Below are 21043 nucleotides of genomic sequence, written 5' to 3' on the forward strand. Positions count from 1 at the left end.
ATATCCTTACTTAATATAAAAAACCGAACAACCAAAGCGGGATCATGTTCCCCTCCCCGATCTCGGTCTTATCGACAGCATAGTACATATCCGGATTGTTCTTCACTTTCATGTTTTCCTCGATCCGGAAATTATACATCGTATTCACCAGAAAGTGGGCGTTCTTGATTCCTTCATTCAGCTTATTGTCTTTCAATAGTTGGTTATAAAAGAACGACTCACGCACCGCCCCGGCATTTACCTCCATCGGACGGATGGGGTACATCAGGTTCGAGTTATACATATATACCTTGGAGGGTTTCTTCGGAAAGGATTCGCCCACCGGATACAGCATATTCATCAAACGGGCATCTGTCAAATACTTGATATAGTTCATCACGGTGGCCCGGGATGTCTCGATATCCTTGCTCAACTGACTCACGTTTGGGGTACAAGGAGCGCTCGTAGCCAATAAGTAGAGTAGTTTGCGTAGCTTTGGCAGGTAGCTTTGTTCGATTTGTTTTATGTATAACACGTCCACCTCTAGCATCATGTTCATGGTCTTCAGCAGGTTCTCGGAGAAGTTGCGCTTTTCCAAGAAGAACGGATAAAAACCATGATGTAGATAATCTTGGAAATAAGCCATCGGCCTTACGACCGAGCAAATACGTTTGGCGATTTCCTGATGATTCTCTAATACCTCATCGAACGTGTACGCAGGAAACTGGTTCCCCGACATCAAGTTCAAGAACTCACGGAACGAGAACCCCCTAAGGTTATACGATACCACCTTGCCGGACAGGTCCGGATTCTCCTCTTTCAGACGCATTACCGACGAACCGGAGAAAACGATCTTCAAGTCCTCGAAATTATCATAGCAATACCGCAACTCTCTCGACCAGTTGGAATACTTAAATACTTGGTCTATCAACAACACCTTTCCGCCTTTAGCCCGAAACTCGGCGGCGAAATCAACGAGTGTACGCTCCGTAAAATAGAAATGATTTAAATTAATGTATAAGCATTCCTTATTATCGGCACCAAAATATTCACGGGCATAGTCTAACAAGAAAGTGGTCTTTCCGACTCCTCGCGAACCTTTAACACCGATCAACCGATCCTCCCAATTGATCTCATCCATCAATCCCCTTCGTACCGGAGAATACAGATGCTCTACCAGATATTTATGTGTTTTAAAGAATGCTTCCACCTACATAATTGGTAATTGAAAATTTGGAATTACCGATGCAAAGATAAACATCTTTTCTCATTTGCAATGCGGAGATTGCAATTTTATTGCAAAAAGTAAAGTTCAAACTAACAATTGCCTATCAACGTATTCTGTCTCGTAAAGACGGAGCGCACTCCAGTCCTTACGAAACAAAAGATATTATTCAATGATCGAGATCCATCCGTAAGTATCCGGCTCGTCACCATACTGGATGGCACGTAGCTTATGATATAGTTTCTCGCAAACAGGACCCGGTTTGCCGTCTTTGGCGATAACAAAAGATTTGTTCTCATCCAAATCGTCGATTTGTGAGATCGGGGCGATAACCGCGGCGGTACCACACTCGGCAGCCTCGTCGAACGTAGCGATCTCCTCGAAAGGAACCGGACGACGCTCTACCGTCAAGCCCATATCCTCGGCCAATTGCTGCAAGCTCTTGTTCGTGATCGAGGGCAAGATCGAGTGGGATTGCGGAGTGATATAGCTATTGCCACGGATTCCGAAGAAGTTAGCCGGACCGCACTCATCCAGATATTTCTTTTCTTTCGGATCCAGATACAATACGGCGGCGTATCCCTTGGAATGAGCGATCTCGCCGGCTACCAAGCTAGCGGCATAGTTACCACCGACCTTGATTGTACCTGTCCCGTTAGGAGCCGCACGGTCGTACTCACGGAGCACGCACACCTTCGAGGGCTGGAATCCACCCTTGAAATACGGACCTACCGGAGTGACAAATATCATAAACATATATTCGGGAGCCGGCTTCACACCCACCTGAGCGCCCAAGCCGATCATCAACGGACGAATATATAAAGCGGCACCGCTCTCATAAGGAGGAACAAAACGCTCGTTCAATTTCACGACCTTACGTACAGCTTCCTCGAACATCTCTACAGGCAACTCAGCCATCTTGATACCCCGGCTGGAAGATTGCATACGTTTAGCGTTCTCATCCATACGGAATACACGGATCTTACCGTCTTTTCCACGGAAGGCCTTCAAGCCCTCGAAAGACTCTTGTCCGTAATGCAAGCAAGTAGCGGCCATGTGAATATTGATAATCTCGGATGAAGAAACTTCCAACTCACCCCATTTGCCGTCACGATAGTAGCATCTTACATTGTAGTCTGTCTTGATATAACCAAATCCCAGCTCAGACCAATTTAAATTTTCCATATCTATACAATTTGCTGTAATTAGTTTAAAATTAACAAATTACACTGTTAATAATATCGCTCAAAAGCAAAAACGCCCATAGCCGTCGCTATGGGAGATTTTGTGTACCGCAAATATACGCTAATTTATATATAGTTCGGCCTATAAACTAAAAAAAGCAAGCGGAAGGCCACGGCTTTTTCATTTAACATTTCGTTAAAGTGGGGTTTCTTGTAAATTTTAACATGCGCTTTTGTTTTCGGTGGAAGGATTCCGGAAAACTCGTACGACCTTTCCGGAAAACACGTACGACTTTTTCCAAAAACATGTACGTGTTTTCGCAGAAAGATTATCCTGTTTTTTAAATACTGATTATCAGATTCTTATACACAATTTTCTCTCGTAAACTTATTGTGCGGAATTTCACTTGAGATTCATGCATTCCGGCCTGCCGAAACGGATGGGTAAATGAAAGAGCCGTGGCATGGATATATACAAATAGCGGATTAAAATCTATGTTACCAAGATTTTTGCTACATTCGCGTCAAAAATAATTAAAATATGAAAGTCATTGATCTGATAAGGCATAGTAAGAGTACCGCTTTTTCTTTCGAGATATTACCGCCGCTGAAAGGTAACAGTATCCAGAAGGTGTATAATGTAATTGACAAGTTGAAGGAATTCGACCCTAAATACATAAATATCACCTCCCACCATAGCGAGTTCGTCTATAAAACCTTACCAGACGGAAGTTTCCAGAAAGTAAACATCCGTAAACGTCCGGGCTCCGTAGCGATCGCTTCGGCTATCCAGAATAAATACGGTATTCCTGCCGTACCCCATATTATATGTAAAGGCTTTACGAAAGACGAGACGGAATACGCTTTGATCGATTTGAACTTCCTTGGCGTAAACAACCTCTTAATATTAAGGGGAGATATAAAGACCTTAGAGGCCTCCCAGCAAAACCCGGAGTTATACCACGATCACGCGACTGATTTACAGCAGCAGGTAAATCATTTCAACGAAGGTATCGCGTTAGACGGTTCCAAGATAGACGGTATAGAGACTCCCTTCTCGTACGGCATGGCTTGCTATCCGGAGAAGCACGAGGAAGCGCCCAATATGGAATCTGATATCTATTACTTAAAGGAGAAAGTAAAAAATGGCGCTGAATATCTGGTAACCCAAATGTTCTTCGATAATGAAAAATATTATGCGTTCGTGGATCGTTGCCGTGCGGAAGGCATCACGGTTCCCATCATCCCCGGTATCAAACCGATCGTTTTCAAGAACCAATTAACGGTTCTTCCGAAGATATTCCGTGCGGATATCCCGGAGCCTTTCGCAACAGAATTACGTAAATGTAAAGATGATGCGGAAGCGAAAGAGGTGGGTGTGGAATGGTGTATACAGCAGTGCAAGGATCTGATCGCTCATGGCGTACCGAGCTTACATTTCTACACAATGATGGCCTCGGATAGCGTTTACAAAATAGCGAAAGAAATTTATTGAAATACAATAGGGGTTTTTATACGCTGAGTTGTCTAATAGAAGTACACGATTGAACAATCATGTACTAAGTATGGTTATTTTTAAAATTCTAAGGTAATGAAATACATATTCTTTATTGGACTTGACTTGGTATTGTATCCGTTCTTAGTTTTACTCTACATATGTCAATTGATATTTACAAAACCTCGCGCTTTTTGATATCTGAATACTTTTCCGTAACTTCGTTCATTATTCTATAGAAAAGGAAATATCTCATGTATTTTAAAGATATCATCGGGCAAGAGGAAGTGAAGGAACGGTTGAGACAATCGGCTCGGACGGGGATCGTACCCCATGCACAGTTATTCACAGAGCAAGGGGGAGCCGGGGCGTTTCCGCTGGCTTTGGCTTACGCCCGTTATCTGAATTGTACGAACCGGACGGACACGGACGCTTGTGGACGTTGCCCGTCATGCCTCAAATATGACGAATTGGCACATCCCGATTTACATTTTGTATTCCCGATCGTAGCCAAGAAAGAGAAAAAGAAAGAGGTCTGCGATGATTATCTCAGTGAATGGCGTGGGTTCCTCAAAGAACATCCCTATTTCAATATGGATGAATGGCTGGATTATATCGAGGCCGGAAACTCACAAGCCATCATCTATTCCAAGGAAAGCGATGAGATTATCCATAAACTGAGCCTAAAGATTTATGAGGCGGAATATCGTATCTTGATAGTTTGGTTGCCGGAGAAACTGCATCCTACTTGTGCCAATAAGCTTCTGAAAATCATAGAGGAGCCTCCTATGAGAACGGTTATCCTTATGGTATCCGAGACTCCGGATCTTATCCTCGGGACCATCCAATCCCGTGCGCAACGCATCCACATCCGTCCCATTGAGACCGATGCGATCATGAATGCCATGGTATCCCGTTTCGGGCTTTCGCCCGACGACGCTAAACACGTCGCTCACCTCTCCTCCGGAAGTTTTATCAAGGCGATGGAGGCGATTAGCTTGGGCGAGGAAAACAAATTCTTTCTGGAGCAATTCAAGGCCATGATGCGAAACTCATGGGCACGAAACGTAAAAGGCATGAAAGCGATGGCAGACGTCATGGCAGGGATCGGACGGGAGCGACAGAAAAACTTCCTCTCCTATTGCCAGCATTTGATCCGGGAGAACTTCATGTACCGGTTCCAATCACCCGAACTTAATTATATGAATCTAGACGAGGCAAGCTTCTCAGTTAAGTTCTCACCTTTCGTGAACGAACGAAACGTGATCGATTTGATGGAAGAATTGGCGAAAGCGGAACGCCATATCACACAGAACGTGAATGCCAAGATGGTCTTTTTTGATTTATCCTTACGAATTACCGTACTAATCAAAAGATAAGTCTTCAGATTTTCTTGTTACGCCAATTTCCTTTCCACAGATAGAAGAAAGAAGAAAGGATCATGATATTATATACATACTCCGTAGTCCAGCAAACCGCCACGTCCGCACGCAACCATACAGCGACATACAATATATATAATACGTACACGAATATGCTAGCCATATCGATTTCCAGCGCACGGCGGGTATTGCCTGTCCCCGATACGCTAAAGAAATAAATAAAACCGGGAACAGCGAAGAGATAAGAAGACAGCATCACCCACAACGAGGAGATCGAGCTAGCGATCAAGTCCGGGTTATCCGTATAAATACGCAATACGGTAGACGGGAACATAGCGATCAAGATACCGATCGGTAGCACGAACGCATAGCATAGCCCGATCATCCTCCGGCAAAGCGGAAGCACCCGGTCCGACTCCCCGGCACCGATCAAGTTACTTACCAGCGAGCTGTTCGTGGAGGCGAAAGCATTCACGAACATAAACAGGAACGAGGAGATGCTACGTACCACATTCGTAATCGCCAACGGCCGCTCACCCAGATGCTCCATAGCGATAAAGAAGATAAACCATCCCCCAAAAGCGATCCCATGCTGGATCATCACCCAGATAGAGACACTCAGTATTTGTCCCAGCATCCTAAAATCCACTCTCGTAAAACGGAACAGACCATATTTTTTATAATCTATCTTCTTCCAAGTATAAATCACGAAGAACAATACGGAAACAGCTTCCGAGATCGAGGAAGCGATAGCGGCACCCGCTATCCCCAAAGCGGGGAACCCGAACTTACCGAATATCAAGATATAGTTCAAGACCACGTTGGTAAGCACCATCACCACCGAATTGGCCGTCAAGATCTTCGTATTCGTCGTACTCACGTAAAACGCACGGAACATCACCGCTATAAAAGAGAAGAAGAACCCGTACACCCGCCAGTCCAGATAGCTCATCGTCGCTCGATACACCTCTTCCGAACCGATCATCCGGTGGAGCAGATGGGGCGTAAGCAGATTAGAGGCCGTAAACAACACCGCCGCCAGCAAAAAAAGGAATAGCCCGCCTTGCGTGAAAACCTCGCCGATCCGTTTATACTCCCCCTCACCGTTACGACGTGCCATCAGCACCTGAGCGCCTACACTGAAACCAAAGCCCAGCATATAAATCACGAGATAATAGACTCCTGCCAAGGCGGAGGCACCTAGCTCGACCTCGCCGACACGTCCCAGATAAGCGGTATCCGTCAATCCGATCATATGCTCCATGAGCAAGCTGATTAATACCGGATACGTGATCTTTAGAATTTGTTTGTTCGTATATCGCATGATGAATCTTAAATAAAAGGGAGGCAAAGGTAGTAATAAGATGCCAGTCACACAATATTACCCCATGCGATCCGTTTCTTATCATATTACATTATTATACGAAGAGATATGGTTACAAAACTCATCATGGCCTGTATTTTGTCCGCTACGCTATTGAGCTGCAACGGGCAAAACACAAATACGATCAACTACGCTACCGTCGAACCCCTGCATATCAATCGTTTTGACAAGGATTTATTCCGGCTGATCGATACGGAAGATACCACCTTGCAACCCGAACTAATCAAACAATACCCGGAAATGCTGGATATCATCGGGAAAGGCATATTAAACCTGCAAACCATCGAGACTCCCGGCTTCTTCGAGAAAATGCGGAATTATTACTCGGAGCCTACCTTGAAAGGCTTGTATCGTGACGCTATCACCCAATATGATTCCGTGGAGGATATCGAGAAATCCTTGGGATACGGATTCGCCTATCTAAAGGAGAATTTCCCCTCGATGCAGATCCCTGCTATCTATATGCATGTATCCGGTTTCAACCAGAACGTATTGGTAGGCGATAGCCTGCTTTCCCTTTCCATCGATAAGTATATGGGAAAGGACTATCCCTTGTATCAAGATTTCTTCTATGACTCCCAGAAATTGAAAATGCAACGTGGACTCGTGGTCCCGGATTATCTGGCGGGGTGGCTCATGTCCGAATATCCTTTCGCGGGAAAAGAGAACGTATTGCTGGACCGGATGATTTACGAGGGAAAAATCAAATACCTGCTCTCGCAAGCCCTAGGCGTTCCCGATGCCGCCGAGCTAATGGGATACACCGAACAGGCCTACAACTGGTGCAAGGACAACGAAGGAACAATCTGGAAAGCAATCATCGAGCGCAAGCATCTTTATACCCCGGATCAACTGACAACTTCCCAGTATTTCGAGGATACCCCGGCCATTTTCCCCGAGAACGACGCTCCCGGGAATATCGGGACTTGGATAGGCTGGCAGATCATCAACCAGTACATGAAGGAGACGGGATCTACCCCGGAGGCGTTGATGCAAAACAACGACGCCCAAGAAATCCTAACCGCCTCAAAGTACAAACCCCTATAAACAGGAAAACCGCCCTATTCTCACGAACAAGACGGATAACCTAATCTAACTTAATTCTAATACCATGAAAAACACTATATCTTAATAACAAGGCTTTTTAAAAAAGGTTCAATGGAATGAGATTTTAAACCTCTTATTTACCTCGGTTGTTGTAACAGGAAACGAAAACAAGGTGAGTCCGATGGATAATGATCTCTTAGATATAACAAAATTGAGGCGCTGGCGGATCTGGAAATTGAAACTTATTGACGCCAGACTTTATTTTGTAAGCATTTTCGTGGGATTGCTGACCGGGTTGGTAGCGGTACCTTATCACTATCTGCTCCAGCAGTTATTCAATAGCCGGAAACTTTTTTTCGACGGTCATTACCCTTGGTATTTCCATGTCTTGTTCTTCTTCACGCTATGGGGTATATTGCTTTGCGTGAATTGGATGGTCAAGAAGATGCCGCTGATTACCGGTGGGGGCATTCCCCAGACACGGGCGGTTATCAATGGCAGGATCACTTATAAAAACCCGTTGACACAATTAATCGCCAAGTTCACGGGAGGGATATTAGCGATCAGCGCCGGCCTGTCCCTTGGTCGTGAGGGACCGTGCGTACAGATCGGATCTTACGTGGGGAATATCATTTCCAAATGGGGACACGTATTGGCTGGAGAGCGCAAGCAACTTTTGGCTGCCGGCGCAGGTGCCGGATTGGCCGCCGCTTTCGCCGCTCCCCTCGCTTCCTCACTTTTGGTGATCGAGTCCATCGAACGGTTCGACGCTCCCAAGACCGCCATTACCACCTTGCTGGCAGGGGTCGTGGCGGGAGGCGTAGCGAGCTTGATTTTCCCCTTCAACCCCTACTCGCAGATTAGCGCTATTGCCCCGCAGGCTACTTTTATAGATCAACTGAAGTTGTTCTTATTTCTGGCCGTGGTTATTTCCGTCTTCGGGAAAATTTACTCGATGTTTACCCTTTGGTGCAAGGATTTCTTTACCAGACTGAAGCATCCTCCTTATATGAAGATGTTGTACCTGCTTATCATAGCGTATACGATCTCATTGACGGAGATCGATTTGACAGGAGGAGGCGAGCAATTCCTTATCATGCAAGCGATGCATGGATATCACCCCGTTTTATGGATAGCGGCGATGATGCTCATCCACTTGATATTCACGTCTCTCTCTTTCTCCTCCGGACTGCCGGGAGGGAATTTCATCCCTACACTAGTTACCGGGGGATTGTTCGGGCAGATCATCGCCTTATTATTGGTGAAGTATGGTTTCATTGAAACGGAGAGCATCAGCTATATCATGTTAATCAGCATGGTAGGTTTCTTGGTGGCGGTAGTCCGGACACCGCTGACGGGTATCGTCTTGATTACGGAGATAACCGGGCATCTGGATGTATTCTACCCCTCTATCATTGTCGGCGGGCTTACGTATTACTTCACGGAAATGCTACAGATAAAGCCCTTTAACGTGGTTCTCTACGACGAGATGATCTCGACTCCAGCCTTCCGTACCGAAGGGCGTTCCAGCCTGTTCGTAGAGATCATGACAGGTGCCTATTTCGACGGGAAGGAGGTAGATCACCTCACCCTCCCCCAACGTTGTATCATCAAGACTATTCACCGGGATCGCAAGGACTTGGCTCCCGCCGGACAGACTCTTATCCCCGGTGATCAAGTTGAGATCGAGATCGATTCGCAGGATATCGAGAAGCTGTATGAGCCGCTGATTAGCATGGCGAACATCTATTAATCGCAGACCTGCCAATCGCCTCGAAAAGAAATGCCACACCAAGAATCCCCCGGTGTGGCACATCAACAAAACGCTACATTATCAGAAGTTATATTGAGCGGAAACATTAAGTCGGTTGGCGTGGCGGGTCATATCGTTGAAATCGGTACGCCAGCCTCTCAAATACTCGGCGCCGACTTGCAGATTAGCGTTCACGTTCCAGAAAATGTTGGCTACCAAGTATTGACCGTAGCGGTATTGATCCGACGGGGTAACCGGGTAATCATTCTCGCTGTATAAACGAGTCTGGCTATAGGTGCTGGAGACGAATACCTTCGGCGTGATATTATACTGCAAGCCAGCGTACCAACCCATCATCGGAAGCACTTGCATCTTGCCTTTGGCCTCGGGGTCCGGAACCAGATCCACGTCCAGATTACTGATATCATTCAAGAACTGGCTGATCCCCCGGCCGTAAGTAGCCTGACCGTAGAAGTTCAGCTTGCTCGTCACATTGAACGTAGAGGCGGCAAACACGCCCCATCCGGCCTTAGACTCGGCCCGTTGCGCCACCAAGTTCTCATACGTCATATTACGTACGATACCAGCTACACGGATATGGCTGCTCTTATTCCAAGCGTATTGGATATAGGCAGGGAAGTTCGGCATACGTTGGTTACTGATATTCACGCTTTGGTTCGTGATGCCATCCACCACTGGCATCTCGATACCTACACCCGCTTTCCATCCCTTACCGAAAGCACGCTCATAGCGTAACAGGGTGGCACGGCTGAAAACCTGTCCGGCAGGCCCCGCATAATCGATCGAGGGCGGAAGGGCGGCCAGATCCATGAAGGTACTATAATCGTAACCCATCGTGAAACCAAGGAAAGACACATAGGCGTTCTGGAGCTCGAAGACCTTGCTGCCTCCCCGGAAGTTACCCGCCGTATACACGACGAAATCCCCGAGGTGTTTGGTACGACCCACTAATTTCAAGAATATCGTACTGGTAGTAGCGTCCATCTGGAACTGGTTACGGACGTAGTTCTGCCCACCATTCGGGATCATGGACGGATAGAAATCGACATCATCCGAGATCCCGCCGAAATCATACTCCGCCGTAGCCTTCACGTAACCGCCGATACCCAAGGCGAAACGTCCCTTACGATCGGTCAATACGAAGCGGGGGGCTTTCGGGTCGTGGAAACGAGGGCTCTGCGTCTCATTCATTATCCTCACGATTTCATCACCTGCCTTGTCTTGGCTGACAAGGACTATCGAATTTGGCACGTCATCCTCGATGACCACCTTTTGAGCCTTAGCGGGAGCCGATAAGAATCCCATACCTAGCAGTAATACTGCTCCTTGTACAAATAGTCTCATAAATGTGTTTTGTTTAGATTAATTACCTACCTTGAACAAGGCTATAAAGAAAAGGTTCTGATTTTAACAACCCTACGAGCACTTTTTCCACCCTATTGCCCGTTCAAAAAATATTCATATATTTGCGGAATATATTACTTGGGATGAGAAGATTTTTATTGTTCATACTCGCTGTTCTTTACCTCGGGGTTTCCTCCGGGTTTGCGCTGAATTACCATTATTGTATGGGTAAGTTGGCGGAGGTGAGTTTGCAGTATCTTGACACTTGCCCCAGTTGCGGTGAGGCGGGCACGTCCCATAAGTGCTGCTCTACCAAGACGGAATATGTTAAGTTATCCGTCGATCAGGATGTGGCGAATACGCTCGTGCAATTGTCCGCTCCTGTCGCTGTAGTTTTATTGTTCGATCTACTCGACTCCTATAAGATCGCCGGGCGAGACGAGACAACACGTTCCAATCCCTTTATTAATCCACCCAAGGAGAATAGCGCTATCCCGTTATTCGTCCATCATTGTACTTTTTTGATTTAGCGTATAGGCTTCCTTTTTAAAAGGCGATTTACGTCTGTTTACGCACGAGTACCGGCGTAATCTATTGCGAGTACTGGAGTAATCCACCGCAAGTACTGGAGTAATCCATTGCAAATACTGGAGTAATCCATTGCGAGTACTGGCGTAAAGCATCACGAGTACTCATGTGATCGCTTGCCTTCAAAGACGAACAAATAAGCGTTCTCATATGTTTTCAAATCATAAAAGCTCATTCAAATGTTAAACAGAATCATTCGTTACTTCCTTGAGAACAGGGTGGTAACCTTACTTTTACTAGTGCTGATTATCGTATGGGGCATCTCCACGTCCCCCTTCAATTGGCACGGGGGGATCATTCCCCGGAATCCGATTCCGGTAGACGCCATCCCCGATATCGGCGATAACCAGCAGATCGTGGCCACGGAATGGATGGGCCGCTCGCCGAAGGATATACAGGACCAGATCACTTATCCGCTGACCACCTCTCTTTTAGGTATCCCGGGAGTGAAGACGATCCGTAGTTCCTCCATGTTCGGGATGTCCTTCATATACATTATCTTCGATGACGATATAGAGTTCTACTGGAGCCGTTCCCGTATATTGGAGAAGCTGAACTCCCTGCCTCCGGGAACCTTGCCGGAAGGCGTGCAGCCTACCTTGGGACCGGACGCTACCGCCCTCGGGCAGATCTATTGGTATACGCTGGAAGGACGGGACCCCAAGACCGGTAAACCTACCGGAGGCTGGAACGCCGAGGAGTTGCGTACGATACAGGATTTCTACGTCAAGTACACCTTATCCTCCGCCGAGGGGGTATCCGAGGTTGCCTCGGCGGGCGGCTTCGTGAAGGAGTACCAGATCGAGTTGAACCCAGATGCCATGTACGCCTTCAACGTCTCCGTGATGGATATCATGAGCGCCATCAAGAAGAGCAACCTCGATATCGGCGCCGAGACGATGGAGATCAACAAGGTGGAGTACCTGATCCGGGGCTTGGGGTATATCAAGAATGTAAAAGATATAGAGAATGCCGTCGTCACCGTTCGGGAAGGCGTGCCGGTTCGCATATCGGACGTGGCGTTCGTGAATATCGGCCCCGGAACCCGACGGGGAGGGCTGGACAAGGAGGGTGTGGAGGCCGTGGGCGGAGTGGTCGTAGCCCGCTATGGCTCCAACCCCTTGGAGGTTATCAATAACGTAAAGGCGAAGATCAAGGAGATGGAACCGGGATTGCCCCAGAAGGTACTGGCGGACGGGACGGTCTCCAAGGTAACCGTCGTGCCGTTCTACGACCGTACGGGGCTTATCAAGGAGACGATCGGGACGTTGGAGACCGCCCTCTCCCACGAGATATTGATCTGCGTGATCGTTATCATCGTGCTGGTGCTCAACCTAAGGGCCTCTATCGTTATCGCCAGCATGTTACCGATAGCGGTGCTCGCCACGTTCATCATCATGCGTTATACGGGGATAGCGGCGAATATCGTGGCTTTATCGGGTATAGCGATCGCCATTGGCGTGATGGTGGATGTAGGGGTCGTCTTCGTGGAAAGTATCATCCGTTACCGGGAGATGCCCGAGAACAGGCATATACAGGGGGGAAAGGCGTTTGTCAACCTTATTTATAAGGCGGTAAGCGAGGTGTCCGGGGCGATCAGCACGGCGATGATCACGACGATCGTCAGCTTCCTCCCCGTCTTCACCATGGAGGCGCAGGAAGGGAAGATGTTCTCGCCCTTGGCCTACACCAAGACGTATGCTTTGGCTTCCGCCTTCGTGCTGGGATTGATCTTGCTTCCTTCCCTATCGTATTGGTTGTTCTCGATAAAGATCCATTCAAGGCAGATACGGAAAATACTGAATTACCTGTTGATCGTGGCCGGAATCGCCTTACTTATTATCTATGGCAGTATTCCCGCTATCGGGCTAACGGCAGTCGGGTTGAATAATCTATTGTCCGGGTATTGGAAGAAGCCTCAGATGAGCACTTATATCAATATCGGTATCACCCTCTTTGTCTCGATCTATTACCTGTCCGAGGAATGGTTGCCGATGGGGCCGCAAAAAGGGATGCTCGCCAATATCCTGTTCGTGGCGGGTTGCGTAGCCATCATCCTAAGCATCCTGTGGCTGCTCGTTATGTATTATGAGAGGATATTGCGCTGGTGCTTGGATAACCGCTGGAAATTCATGTTGATTCCGGGAGCTACCATCGTATTCGGTTTCTGGATATGGAGAGGCATCGGACAGGAGTTTATGCCTAGCCTGAACGAAGGTTCTTTCCTACTGATGCCGACTAGCATGCCGCATTCCGGTATCGAGCAAAACCTTGATTATATAGAGGCGCTCGACAAACGGCTGGCCTCTATCCCCGAGGTGGAGACCGCCATCGGTAAATGGGGCCGTGTAAACTCCGCCCTCGATCCAGCGCCGGTACAGATGTTCGAGAATACGATCAACTACCGTCCGGAATATATCCTGAATGAGGACGGGAAAAGGGAACGTTTCAAGGTAAACCGGCAAGGGGAGTATCTCCTAAAAGATGGAGGCGTATATAACCCCAAAGACGGTTTCCGGCTGATTCCCTCAGACAGCCTGATCCCAGACGCTAAAGGCGATTACTTCCGCCAATGGCGACCGGAGATCAAGAACACGAACGATATCTGGCAACAGATCGTGAACGTCACCCATCTTCCGGGATTGACTTCCGCCCCGAAGCTGCAGCCTATCGAGGCCCGTCTCGTCATGTTATCCACCGGTATGCGTGCCCCGATGGGTATCAAGGTGTATGGCCCGGATCTGGAGACGATCGAGAAAGCCGGAAAGGCGATCGAGAAGGCATTGAAAGAGGTACCCTCCGTTATCCCCTCTTCCGTATTTTACGACCGTGCGGTAGGCGCCCCTTATCTGGAGATCGAACTGAACCGTGAGAATATGGCCCGTTACGGCGTAAACGTGGAGGACTTGCAAGAGATATTAAGTGCCGCTGTCGGTGGCATGGTACTGACCCGCACCGTGGAAGGCAGGGAACGTTTCCCGGTGCGCCTACGCTACGCTCGTGAGCTTCGAGATAATCCAGAGGCGCTAGGTATGATCCTCGTACCGACCGCCACTGGGGCGCAAGTCCCGCTTAAAGAGCTTGCCGATATCAACTATACCCGTGGAGCGCAGATGATCCAAAGCGAGAACACTTTCTTGGTAGGCTACGTCATCTTCGACAAACTGGCGGGGAAGGCGGAAGTGGATGTCGTGAAAGAGGCTTCCCGCATCCTTGAGCAACAAATAAAGGAGGGAGGGTTGAACCTTGATCCCGGCGTATCCTATAAGTTCGCCGGCAATTACGAGCAGCAGGAGCGTGCCACCAGCCGGCTGATGATCGTCGTTCCCCTCGCCTTGTTGATCGTCCTGCTGGTTCTATACTTTCAATTCAAGACGGTCACTGCCTCACTGATCCATTTCTCCGGGGTGTTCGTGGCCTTCGCCGGAGGTTTTATCTTGCTATGGCTTTACGGACAGGATTGGTTCATGAACTTCTCCATCGCCGGAGAGAATATGCGGGATCTTTTCCAGATGCACACGATCAATCTGAGCGTGGCAGTCTGGGTCGGTTTCATCGCCTTGTTCGGTGTGGCTACGGATGATGGGGTATTGATGGGAACCTACATCCATCATGTATTCCTCGAGCGAGACCCCCGCACCAAGCACGATATCCGGGAAGCGGTAGTAGCCGCCGGACTGAAACGGGTACGCCCTGCGGCCATGACTACAGCCACTACCCTGATCGCTTTGCTCCCCGTACTTACCTCTACCGGTAAGGGGGCGGATATCATGGTACCGATGGCTATCCCTACGTTCGGAGGAATGCTGATCCAGAGTATGACCATGTTTGTCGTTCCCGTCCTGCAATGCTGGTGGCGGGAGAACGCTATAAAGAAAGAACAAAAGAATAAAATTCAAGAGGAGGTAACGACTTATGAGATATAAAAGAATCAGATCAATCATCATGGCAGGTGTACTGGGGATGCTAAACGTCCTTTTCGCTTACTCCCAGCCGGCCGATAGTTTAGGCTATTATCTGGAACTGGCGGCACGTAACAATCCGCAGATCAACGCCGACTTCTCCCTGTATAAGGCATCTTTGGAGAAAGTCCCGCAAGCCGGAGCCTATCCGGACCCGGAACTGGAGATCGGTTTCTTCCTGAAACCGATGGAGATCTTGTCCGGAAAGCAAATAGCGGATTTCACCTTGATGCAAATGTTCCCTTGGTTCGGTACCCGGAAGGCGGCCCGCAACGAGGCGACCGAGATGGCCCGGATGGCTTACGAACAATTCCGTAACAGTCGCAACAACCTGTATTACGAGGTGAAGAGTCAATGGTACCAGCTTTGCAATATCAGCGAGCAATATAAAAATACGCAGGCGAACCTTCGTCTGCTAGACCAGTTGGAACAGTTGGCATTGAACCGCTTCTCCGCTCCGTCGGCGAAGGCGGGCGGTTCCTCCGTCCTACCCTCCCCCGTATCTTCTGCTCCATCGACTCCTCCCGCCGTATCCGGTGGAGGTATGTCGGGTATGGGAGGCAGTAGCATGGGAAGCCCTACGGTACAAAGCACGGGAGCATCCGGTAGTACGATGTCCGGAATGTCCGGCGGTAGCCCTATGGGTGGAGGCTCTATGGGAAGTGGCAACTCCATGGGCGGAATGTCGGACGTACTGCGAATCCAGATGGAGAAGGTAGAACTGGAGAATACGCTAGCCTCCTTGTTATCGCAACGGAAAACGGCCGAGGCTGCTTTTAATACGTTGCTCAATCAGTCGCTAGCTACCCCGATTTCCGTCCCCGACTCGTTGGAACGGCTTCCTCTCTCATGGAGTGAGTCGATGGCTCTTGACAACGTCATCTCCAACAACCCCATGCTTACCATGCTGGAGGCGGAAGGAAACGCTTACCGAGCCAAGGCGGAGATGGACAAGAAAATGAGTTACCCCATGCTAGGTATCGGCCTCCAGTATTCCTTGATCGGGAAGAAACCAGAGGATATGTCTATGGGCTCTATGTCCGGTATGAACGGAAAGGATATGTTCATGCCCATGCTAAAGATCAGCCTTCCTATCTTCCGTAAGAAATATAACGCACAGCAACGGGAAAGCAAGCATTATTGGAAATCCAGCGAGTTGAAGTACGAGAACACGATGAACCAACTGCAAGCCGAGTATATCCGTATTACCCAGCAATTGGAAGATGCCGCACGGAAAATCGATTTGTACCAGAAACAATACGATCTATCGTTGGCCACCTACCAACTGATCGTCCGGGAATTCTCGACAGGAAGTACGACCTTGACCGACGTGATCCAAGTGGAGCGACAAATGTTGGACTATCACTTGAAGAAAAGCGAAGCGATAGCGGAATATAATACCCAAATCGCCGGAATCGAGAAATTAATATCCACCTCTGTAAACGAATAAGAAAATGAAAAATATAAATGAAACCGTAAAATCCAAGTACCTGATATATATCCTGTTCCTAGCGGGCGGCCTCTTGTTGGGCTGGCTTCTGTTCCATAACTCCGATACCGACAGCCATACGTCACAAGCGAGCGAGACCGGCACGGAAGTTCACGACCCTACGCATGGCCACGACCTCCAACAGAACGAGGCCGGCGAGTGGACTTGTTCCATGCATCCCCAAATTCGCCAAGACAAGCCGGGTAAATGCCCTATCTGCGCCATGGATTTGATCCCCGTACGTAAGAGCTCCTTCTCCGACAAGGCCATCGATCCCAACGCCATTCAGCTTTCGGAAGAAGCAGCAGCCTTAGCGGACGTACAAACCTCCAAGGTATCCCGCCAGAATCCGGTCAAGCAAGTCCGTTTATACGGCAAGATCGTACCGGACGAGCGTAGCCTGCAATCTCAAACAGCCCATGTAAGCGGACGCATCGAGAGCTTGAACGTTGATTTCACGGGTGAGACGGTGCGTGCCGGACAGACCCTCGCTACCCTCTACTCCCCAGAGCTTTTCACCGCCCAGCAAGAATTGTTGGAAGCGATCCGCATGGGACAATCTCAATTGATACAGGCCGCCCGTGAAAAACTATATTTATGGAAGATGACAGATGCCCAGATCGCCGCTATCGAGAAGTCCGGCTCTATCTCCCCGGTTGTAGAGATCAAGTCGAACACGAGCGGTATCGTCCTGTCCAAGCGGGTAAGCCAAGGTGATTATGTATCCCAAGGAGCTATCCTTTTCGACGTGGCGAACCTCACGAAGGTATGGGCCTTGTTCGACGCTTTCGAGGTGGATCTCCCTTTCCTTAGCAAAGGTGATCCGGTGGAATTTACCCTGCAAGCGCTACCCGGCAAGAAGTTCTCGGGTAAGATCTCTTTCATCGACCCGATCTTGAACACGACGACCCGTACCGCCAAGGTCCGTGTAGAGGTACCGAACGCCTCTTTGGAGCTCAAGCCCGAGATGTACGCCACGGCAAACGTAAGCGCCCCGCTCCGCAACTATAAGAACGAGATCGTCGTACCGCAAACCGCTGTGCTCTGGACGGGTAAACGTGCTATCGTGTACGTAAAGCAACCGGATACGAATACCCCCGCTTTCTTGATGCGTGAAGTGGAGCTAGGCCCTTCCCTTGGTAACTCTTATGTTATCTTGAATGGCTTGCGAGAAGGTGAGGAAATCGTAACCAACGGAGTCTTCGCCATAGACGCCAGCGCACAGCTGGAGGGAAAAACTTCCATGATGAATAACGGCGACGAGCCCGCCAAGCCTATGATTGGGCATGAGGGGCATATGATGCATGCGCAAAGCGCCACGGGGGTAGCCTCCGAGCATGCCATGTTCGGTGTCAAAGGCTCTTGCGATATGTGCAAGGAACGTATCGAGAAAGCGGCAAAAGGGGTAAATGGTGTGTTATCCGCTCATTGGGACAAAGATACCCAGATGATCCATCTCCAGTACGATCCCCAAAAGACCTCCCCGAAAGCGATCAGCAAGGCGATCGCTAAAGTAGGCCATGACACGGATATGGATAAGGCGGATAAAGCCGTATATGATAAGCTACCGGCTTGTTGCCACTATAGATAAAGTATTGGACATTCGGGGGTGTGTCAAAAGTGTGAACATGGCACGCAGATAACGCTGATTGAGCAGATGACCGCAGATTTATGACATGAAAATCAATATATTATCTGCGTAAATCTGCTAAATCTGCGTGCCATAATACCAACTTTTAACACCCCCTCCTTATTAGTAAAGATTCCAACGGAAAGAAGCGACTGCTTTAGCGGGAACCTCATAGGTAAACGAACGTTCGCCACTGTTTACCGTTATATTTTTAGTCCCGTCCGTATTATTTAGTAATACGAGCGCTTCCGTTCCATCTAAATTCTCGAAGGCGGAATACATAATCCCATCAGCCGTATACCCTTTAGAGCCGATCCGTACTGCCCCCGGTTTCACCACAGAGGATAAATGACCGATAATATAATAATGAGAATTCCGGGTAATCGTCTTATAATCCGAGCGATCGATATCCACGGCACCATAACAAGTCTGGCAACCACCCTCTCGGTTCGGTCCCCGCTCGTTGTCCAGCATCAAGTTCCATACGATAACTGCCTTACACCAGTTATTCACCGTACCCAAGGCCGTCTCCTCCATATCTTCCATCAAGCGTTTCTCTAAGTTACGTCCATCATTCCACATGCCGATAGAAGTTTCCGTAAATATTAATTCTTTATCGGGGAACTTGCCGTTTACGTTATTCAACTCCTCCCGGTCGCCCCCGTAATTATGGTAAGCGGCACCTGTCAGGAAAGAAGCGGCATTCTCATCCTCGTAGATTTTCATCGGATAGCCTTGCTGCTCCAACATATTATCGTAATTGTAATTATGGTCGAAAGCGTAGATCTTCGTCTTGAGGCCAGTCTCTTTCAGTTTAGGGCCTAGAGCGTCACGCACGAAAGAGAGTTGCTCCTCCCATCCCATAAATAAGGAAGCGGAATTTCCTCGGTTCAAAGGTTCGTTTTGGGGAGTTATCGCCTCGATAGGAATCCCCTCGGCCTCCATCGCCTGTATCCATTTCACGAAATAGGTAGCGTAATCTTGATAATAGGCGGGATTCAGCTGTCCGCTAGTCCATGACTCGAACGGGCGCAAATCCATTAAGTTATCCACCTTCATCCATCTTGGACAAGTCCAAGGCGATCCCAAGATTTTTATAGAAGGGCTGATCGCCAAGATCTCCTTCAAGATCGGTATCACATACTCCTTCTCCTCGCTCTGCAAGGCGAAATTCTCGACACCCTTCGTGTCACAACAAGTATACTCACTTAAAGAAAAGTCCGAGCAGCCAATCGAGATACGGATATAGCTATACCCCATCCCCTCCGTATCAGAGAAAGTCTCTTTCAGGAAAGCTGTCCGATCCTCGGGAGCCATCCGCATCAAGTTATAGCAGGTAGAGCCTGTCACGGCGGCGCCAAAGCCATCCATCGTCTGATAGCGCACCGAAGGGTCTATCGTTATCACGGAAGGCGAGGCGGCTTGTTTGTCCCCCAAGGCGATCTCACTTCTCACGAAATCTTTCGCACGATCGTTTGTCGTGACATACACCGTTACATTGTCCGAGGTCTTCGCTCCAGAACATGCGTTCAAGCAAATCAAGACCATTAATAAAGAAAAGAGAACCATACGTATTAAATTAAATAGTTTATCGAATTACCGGGTTTCTGAACCTTTCAAGATCGCATTCACGTGATTCTTTAAGATGTGGAAGGCAGGAGCGGCCATCGATCCATGATCATATCCGTCCAACTCATAGATATAAGTATTCTTATGTCCGGCCACTTTCATCATACGCCAAAAATAGGCGTTCTCCTCATAGCGGCCCAGCATCTCCATCTCCCGGTCGCCCGAGACGATAATCAATGGAGGAGCGTCAGGACGTACGTAAAACAAAGGGGCGAACTCGTCGATACTCGGTTGGGTATCTTTCATCCCCTTCGCCTGCCGATAAGCGAAATGGCTGATCGCATGACCGCTGAAAGGGATTAATGCGGCGATGGAATCAGCATCTATCCGGTACTTAGTCAACCACTTCTTATCCAGTCCGACCATATTTGTTAAATAACCTCCGGCGGAATGACCTGAGACAAAGATTTTACGCCTATCCCCACCATACTTCTCAATTTCGCTGAATGTCCAAGCGACAGCGGCGGCGGCGTCATCGATACAATCGCTCAACGTGGCTTTGGGTAGCAGACGGTAATTTACGGCGATAACGGCTAATCCGCAGTTCTTCAATTCCTCCGGGATGAATTTGCTACCTCCCGACAAGCCGCCTCCGTGAAACCAGACTACCGTAGGGAAGTCTTTTGCGTTCTCGGGATAATAAAGATCCAATTTACAACGTTCCACCGCATATGGATTTTTCGATTGGGTATAAGAGATATCTCTGACTATTTTATAGTCTTGATCTTGCGCCGCAAGGATATTACAGATAAACAGACTAAATAGAAATAAATAGATTTTCTTCATGATATTAGATAATAGATTTAATACATCAAATTTAATATAAAAAAAGGAGTCACCCCTTACGGACTGACTCCTCTCCATCGGCTATCGCCTTGCTTCAAGACGGCGGCTACCTACTCTTCCACTGTTACGCAGTACCATCGGCGTG

At 48.4% G+C, this 21043-nt stretch carries 14 protein-coding genes; 8 read left to right on the top strand and 6 right to left on the bottom strand.

The genetic code is table 11. The features are described from left to right. Positions 1-10 precede the first annotated feature (10 nt). Complete coding sequence (locus DWY79_RS10780) at positions 11-1189, bottom strand: ATP-binding protein (RefSeq protein WP_008774157.1); 1179 nt, start codon at positions 1187-1189, stop codon at positions 11-13. Positions 1190-1369: 180 nt separating this feature from the next. Then, positions 1370-2389, bottom strand: a complete 1020-nt coding sequence (locus DWY79_RS10785; RefSeq protein ID WP_005858291.1) for a branched-chain amino acid aminotransferase — start codon at positions 2387-2389, stop codon at positions 1370-1372. A gap of 540 nt (positions 2390-2929) precedes the next feature. On the opposite strand from DWY79_RS10785, the gene metF reads away from it, so the two are divergent. Both metF and DWY79_RS10795 read left to right on the top strand, forming a co-directional pair. Beyond that, positions 2930-3883 (top strand): methylenetetrahydrofolate reductase [NAD(P)H], encoded by a 954-nt coding sequence (metF, locus tag DWY79_RS10790; protein ID WP_122369337.1) that lies wholly within the window; start codon positions 2930-2932, stop codon positions 3881-3883. Positions 3884-4137: 254 nt separating this feature from the next. Continuing rightward, entirely contained in the window at positions 4138-5262 is a 1125-nt protein-coding gene (locus DWY79_RS10795) for a DNA polymerase III subunit delta (protein ID WP_122369338.1), read from the top strand. A 4-nt stretch (positions 5263-5266) separates the two neighbouring features. On the opposite strand, the gene DWY79_RS10800 is transcribed toward DWY79_RS10795, so the two are convergent. After that, complete coding sequence (locus DWY79_RS10800; RefSeq protein WP_122369339.1) at positions 5267-6589, bottom strand: MATE family efflux transporter; 1323 nt, start codon at positions 6587-6589, stop codon at positions 5267-5269. A gap of 108 nt (positions 6590-6697) precedes the next feature. Here DWY79_RS10800 and DWY79_RS10805 point away from each other — a divergent pair, with 108 nt between their 5' ends. Both DWY79_RS10805 and DWY79_RS10810 read left to right on the top strand, forming a co-directional pair. Next, positions 6698-7696: a hypothetical protein gene (locus tag DWY79_RS10805; RefSeq protein WP_008778107.1), complete on the top strand. Its 999-nt coding sequence runs from the start codon at positions 6698-6700 to the stop codon at positions 7694-7696. Between the two features lie 181 nt (positions 7697-7877). Beyond that, on the top strand, positions 7878-9449 hold the full coding sequence (locus tag DWY79_RS10810) for a ClC family H(+)/Cl(-) exchange transporter (protein ID WP_005866120.1): 1572 nt from the start codon (positions 7878-7880) through the stop codon (positions 9447-9449). An 81-nt stretch (positions 9450-9530) separates the two neighbouring features. Here the strand turns inward: DWY79_RS10810 and DWY79_RS10815 are convergent, their stop codons facing one another. After that, entirely contained in the window at positions 9531-10814 is a 1284-nt protein-coding gene (locus tag DWY79_RS10815) for a DcaP family trimeric outer membrane transporter (RefSeq protein ID WP_005866118.1), read from the bottom strand. Positions 10815-10957: 143 nt separating this feature from the next. Here DWY79_RS10815 and DWY79_RS10820 point away from each other — a divergent pair, with 143 nt between their 5' ends. The 4 genes from DWY79_RS10820 (at position 10958) to DWY79_RS10835 (ending at position 18444) form a co-directional block, all read left to right on the top strand. After that, positions 10958-11344 carry a hypothetical protein gene (locus DWY79_RS10820; RefSeq protein WP_005866116.1) on the top strand — a complete coding sequence of 129 codons (387 nt, stop codon included), beginning with the start codon at positions 10958-10960 and terminating at the stop codon, positions 11342-11344. Between the two features lie 237 nt (positions 11345-11581). Further along, positions 11582-15328: an efflux RND transporter permease subunit gene (locus tag DWY79_RS10825; RefSeq protein WP_122369340.1), complete on the top strand. Its 3747-nt coding sequence runs from the start codon at positions 11582-11584 to the stop codon at positions 15326-15328. Between the two features lie 19 nt (positions 15329-15347). Then, the gene (locus DWY79_RS10830; protein WP_232284059.1) at positions 15348-16814 is read left to right on the top strand and encodes a TolC family protein; all 1467 of its coding nucleotides are present in this window, start codon (positions 15348-15350) and stop codon (positions 16812-16814) included. A 4-nt stretch (positions 16815-16818) separates the two neighbouring features. Further along, a complete protein-coding gene (locus tag DWY79_RS10835) occupies positions 16819-18444 on the top strand; it encodes an efflux RND transporter periplasmic adaptor subunit (protein WP_005866108.1) in 1626 nt (541 codons plus the stop codon). A 162-nt stretch (positions 18445-18606) separates the two neighbouring features. Here the strand turns inward: DWY79_RS10835 and DWY79_RS10840 are convergent, their stop codons facing one another. Then, a complete protein-coding gene (locus tag DWY79_RS10840; protein ID WP_005866106.1) occupies positions 18607-20052 on the bottom strand; it encodes a glycoside hydrolase family 30 beta sandwich domain-containing protein in 1446 nt (481 codons plus the stop codon). A 27-nt stretch (positions 20053-20079) separates the two neighbouring features. Then, a complete protein-coding gene (locus DWY79_RS10845; RefSeq protein WP_005866104.1) occupies positions 20080-20898 on the bottom strand; it encodes an alpha/beta hydrolase in 819 nt (272 codons plus the stop codon). Positions 20899-21043 lie beyond the last annotated feature (145 nt).

Source organism: Parabacteroides sp. AF27-14, assembly GCF_003635425.1.
GTDB classification, from domain to species: domain Bacteria; phylum Bacteroidota; class Bacteroidia; order Bacteroidales; family Tannerellaceae; genus Parabacteroides; species Parabacteroides distasonis.

Coding starts and splice junctions, on each gene's coding strand:
- DWY79_RS10825 (WP_122369340.1), top strand. CDS start 11,582: ATGTTAAACAGAATCATTCGTTACTTCCTTGAGAACAGGGTGGTAACC.
- DWY79_RS10795 (WP_122369338.1), top strand. CDS start 4,138: ATGTATTTTAAAGATATCATCGGGCAAGAGGAAGTGAAGGAACGGTTG.
- DWY79_RS10815 (WP_005866118.1), bottom strand. CDS start 10,814: ATGAGACTATTTGTACAAGGAGCAGTATTACTGCTAGGTATGGGATTC.
- DWY79_RS10835 (WP_005866108.1), top strand. CDS start 16,819: ATGAAAAATATAAATGAAACCGTAAAATCCAAGTACCTGATATATATC.
- DWY79_RS10810 (WP_005866120.1), top strand. CDS start 7,878: ATGGATAATGATCTCTTAGATATAACAAAATTGAGGCGCTGGCGGATC.
- DWY79_RS10840 (WP_005866106.1), bottom strand. CDS start 20,052: ATGGTTCTCTTTTCTTTATTAATGGTCTTGATTTGCTTGAACGCATGT.
- metF (WP_122369337.1), top strand. CDS start 2,930: ATGAAAGTCATTGATCTGATAAGGCATAGTAAGAGTACCGCTTTTTCT.
- DWY79_RS10805 (WP_008778107.1), top strand. CDS start 6,698: ATGGTTACAAAACTCATCATGGCCTGTATTTTGTCCGCTACGCTATTG.
- DWY79_RS10820 (WP_005866116.1), top strand. CDS start 10,958: ATGAGAAGATTTTTATTGTTCATACTCGCTGTTCTTTACCTCGGGGTT.
- DWY79_RS10830 (WP_232284059.1), top strand. CDS start 15,348: ATGGCAGGTGTACTGGGGATGCTAAACGTCCTTTTCGCTTACTCCCAG.
- DWY79_RS10785 (WP_005858291.1), bottom strand. CDS start 2,389: ATGGAAAATTTAAATTGGTCTGAGCTGGGATTTGGTTATATCAAGACA.
- DWY79_RS10845 (WP_005866104.1), bottom strand. CDS start 20,898: ATGAAGAAAATCTATTTATTTCTATTTAGTCTGTTTATCTGTAATATC.
- DWY79_RS10800 (WP_122369339.1), bottom strand. CDS start 6,589: ATGCGATATACGAACAAACAAATTCTAAAGATCACGTATCCGGTATTA.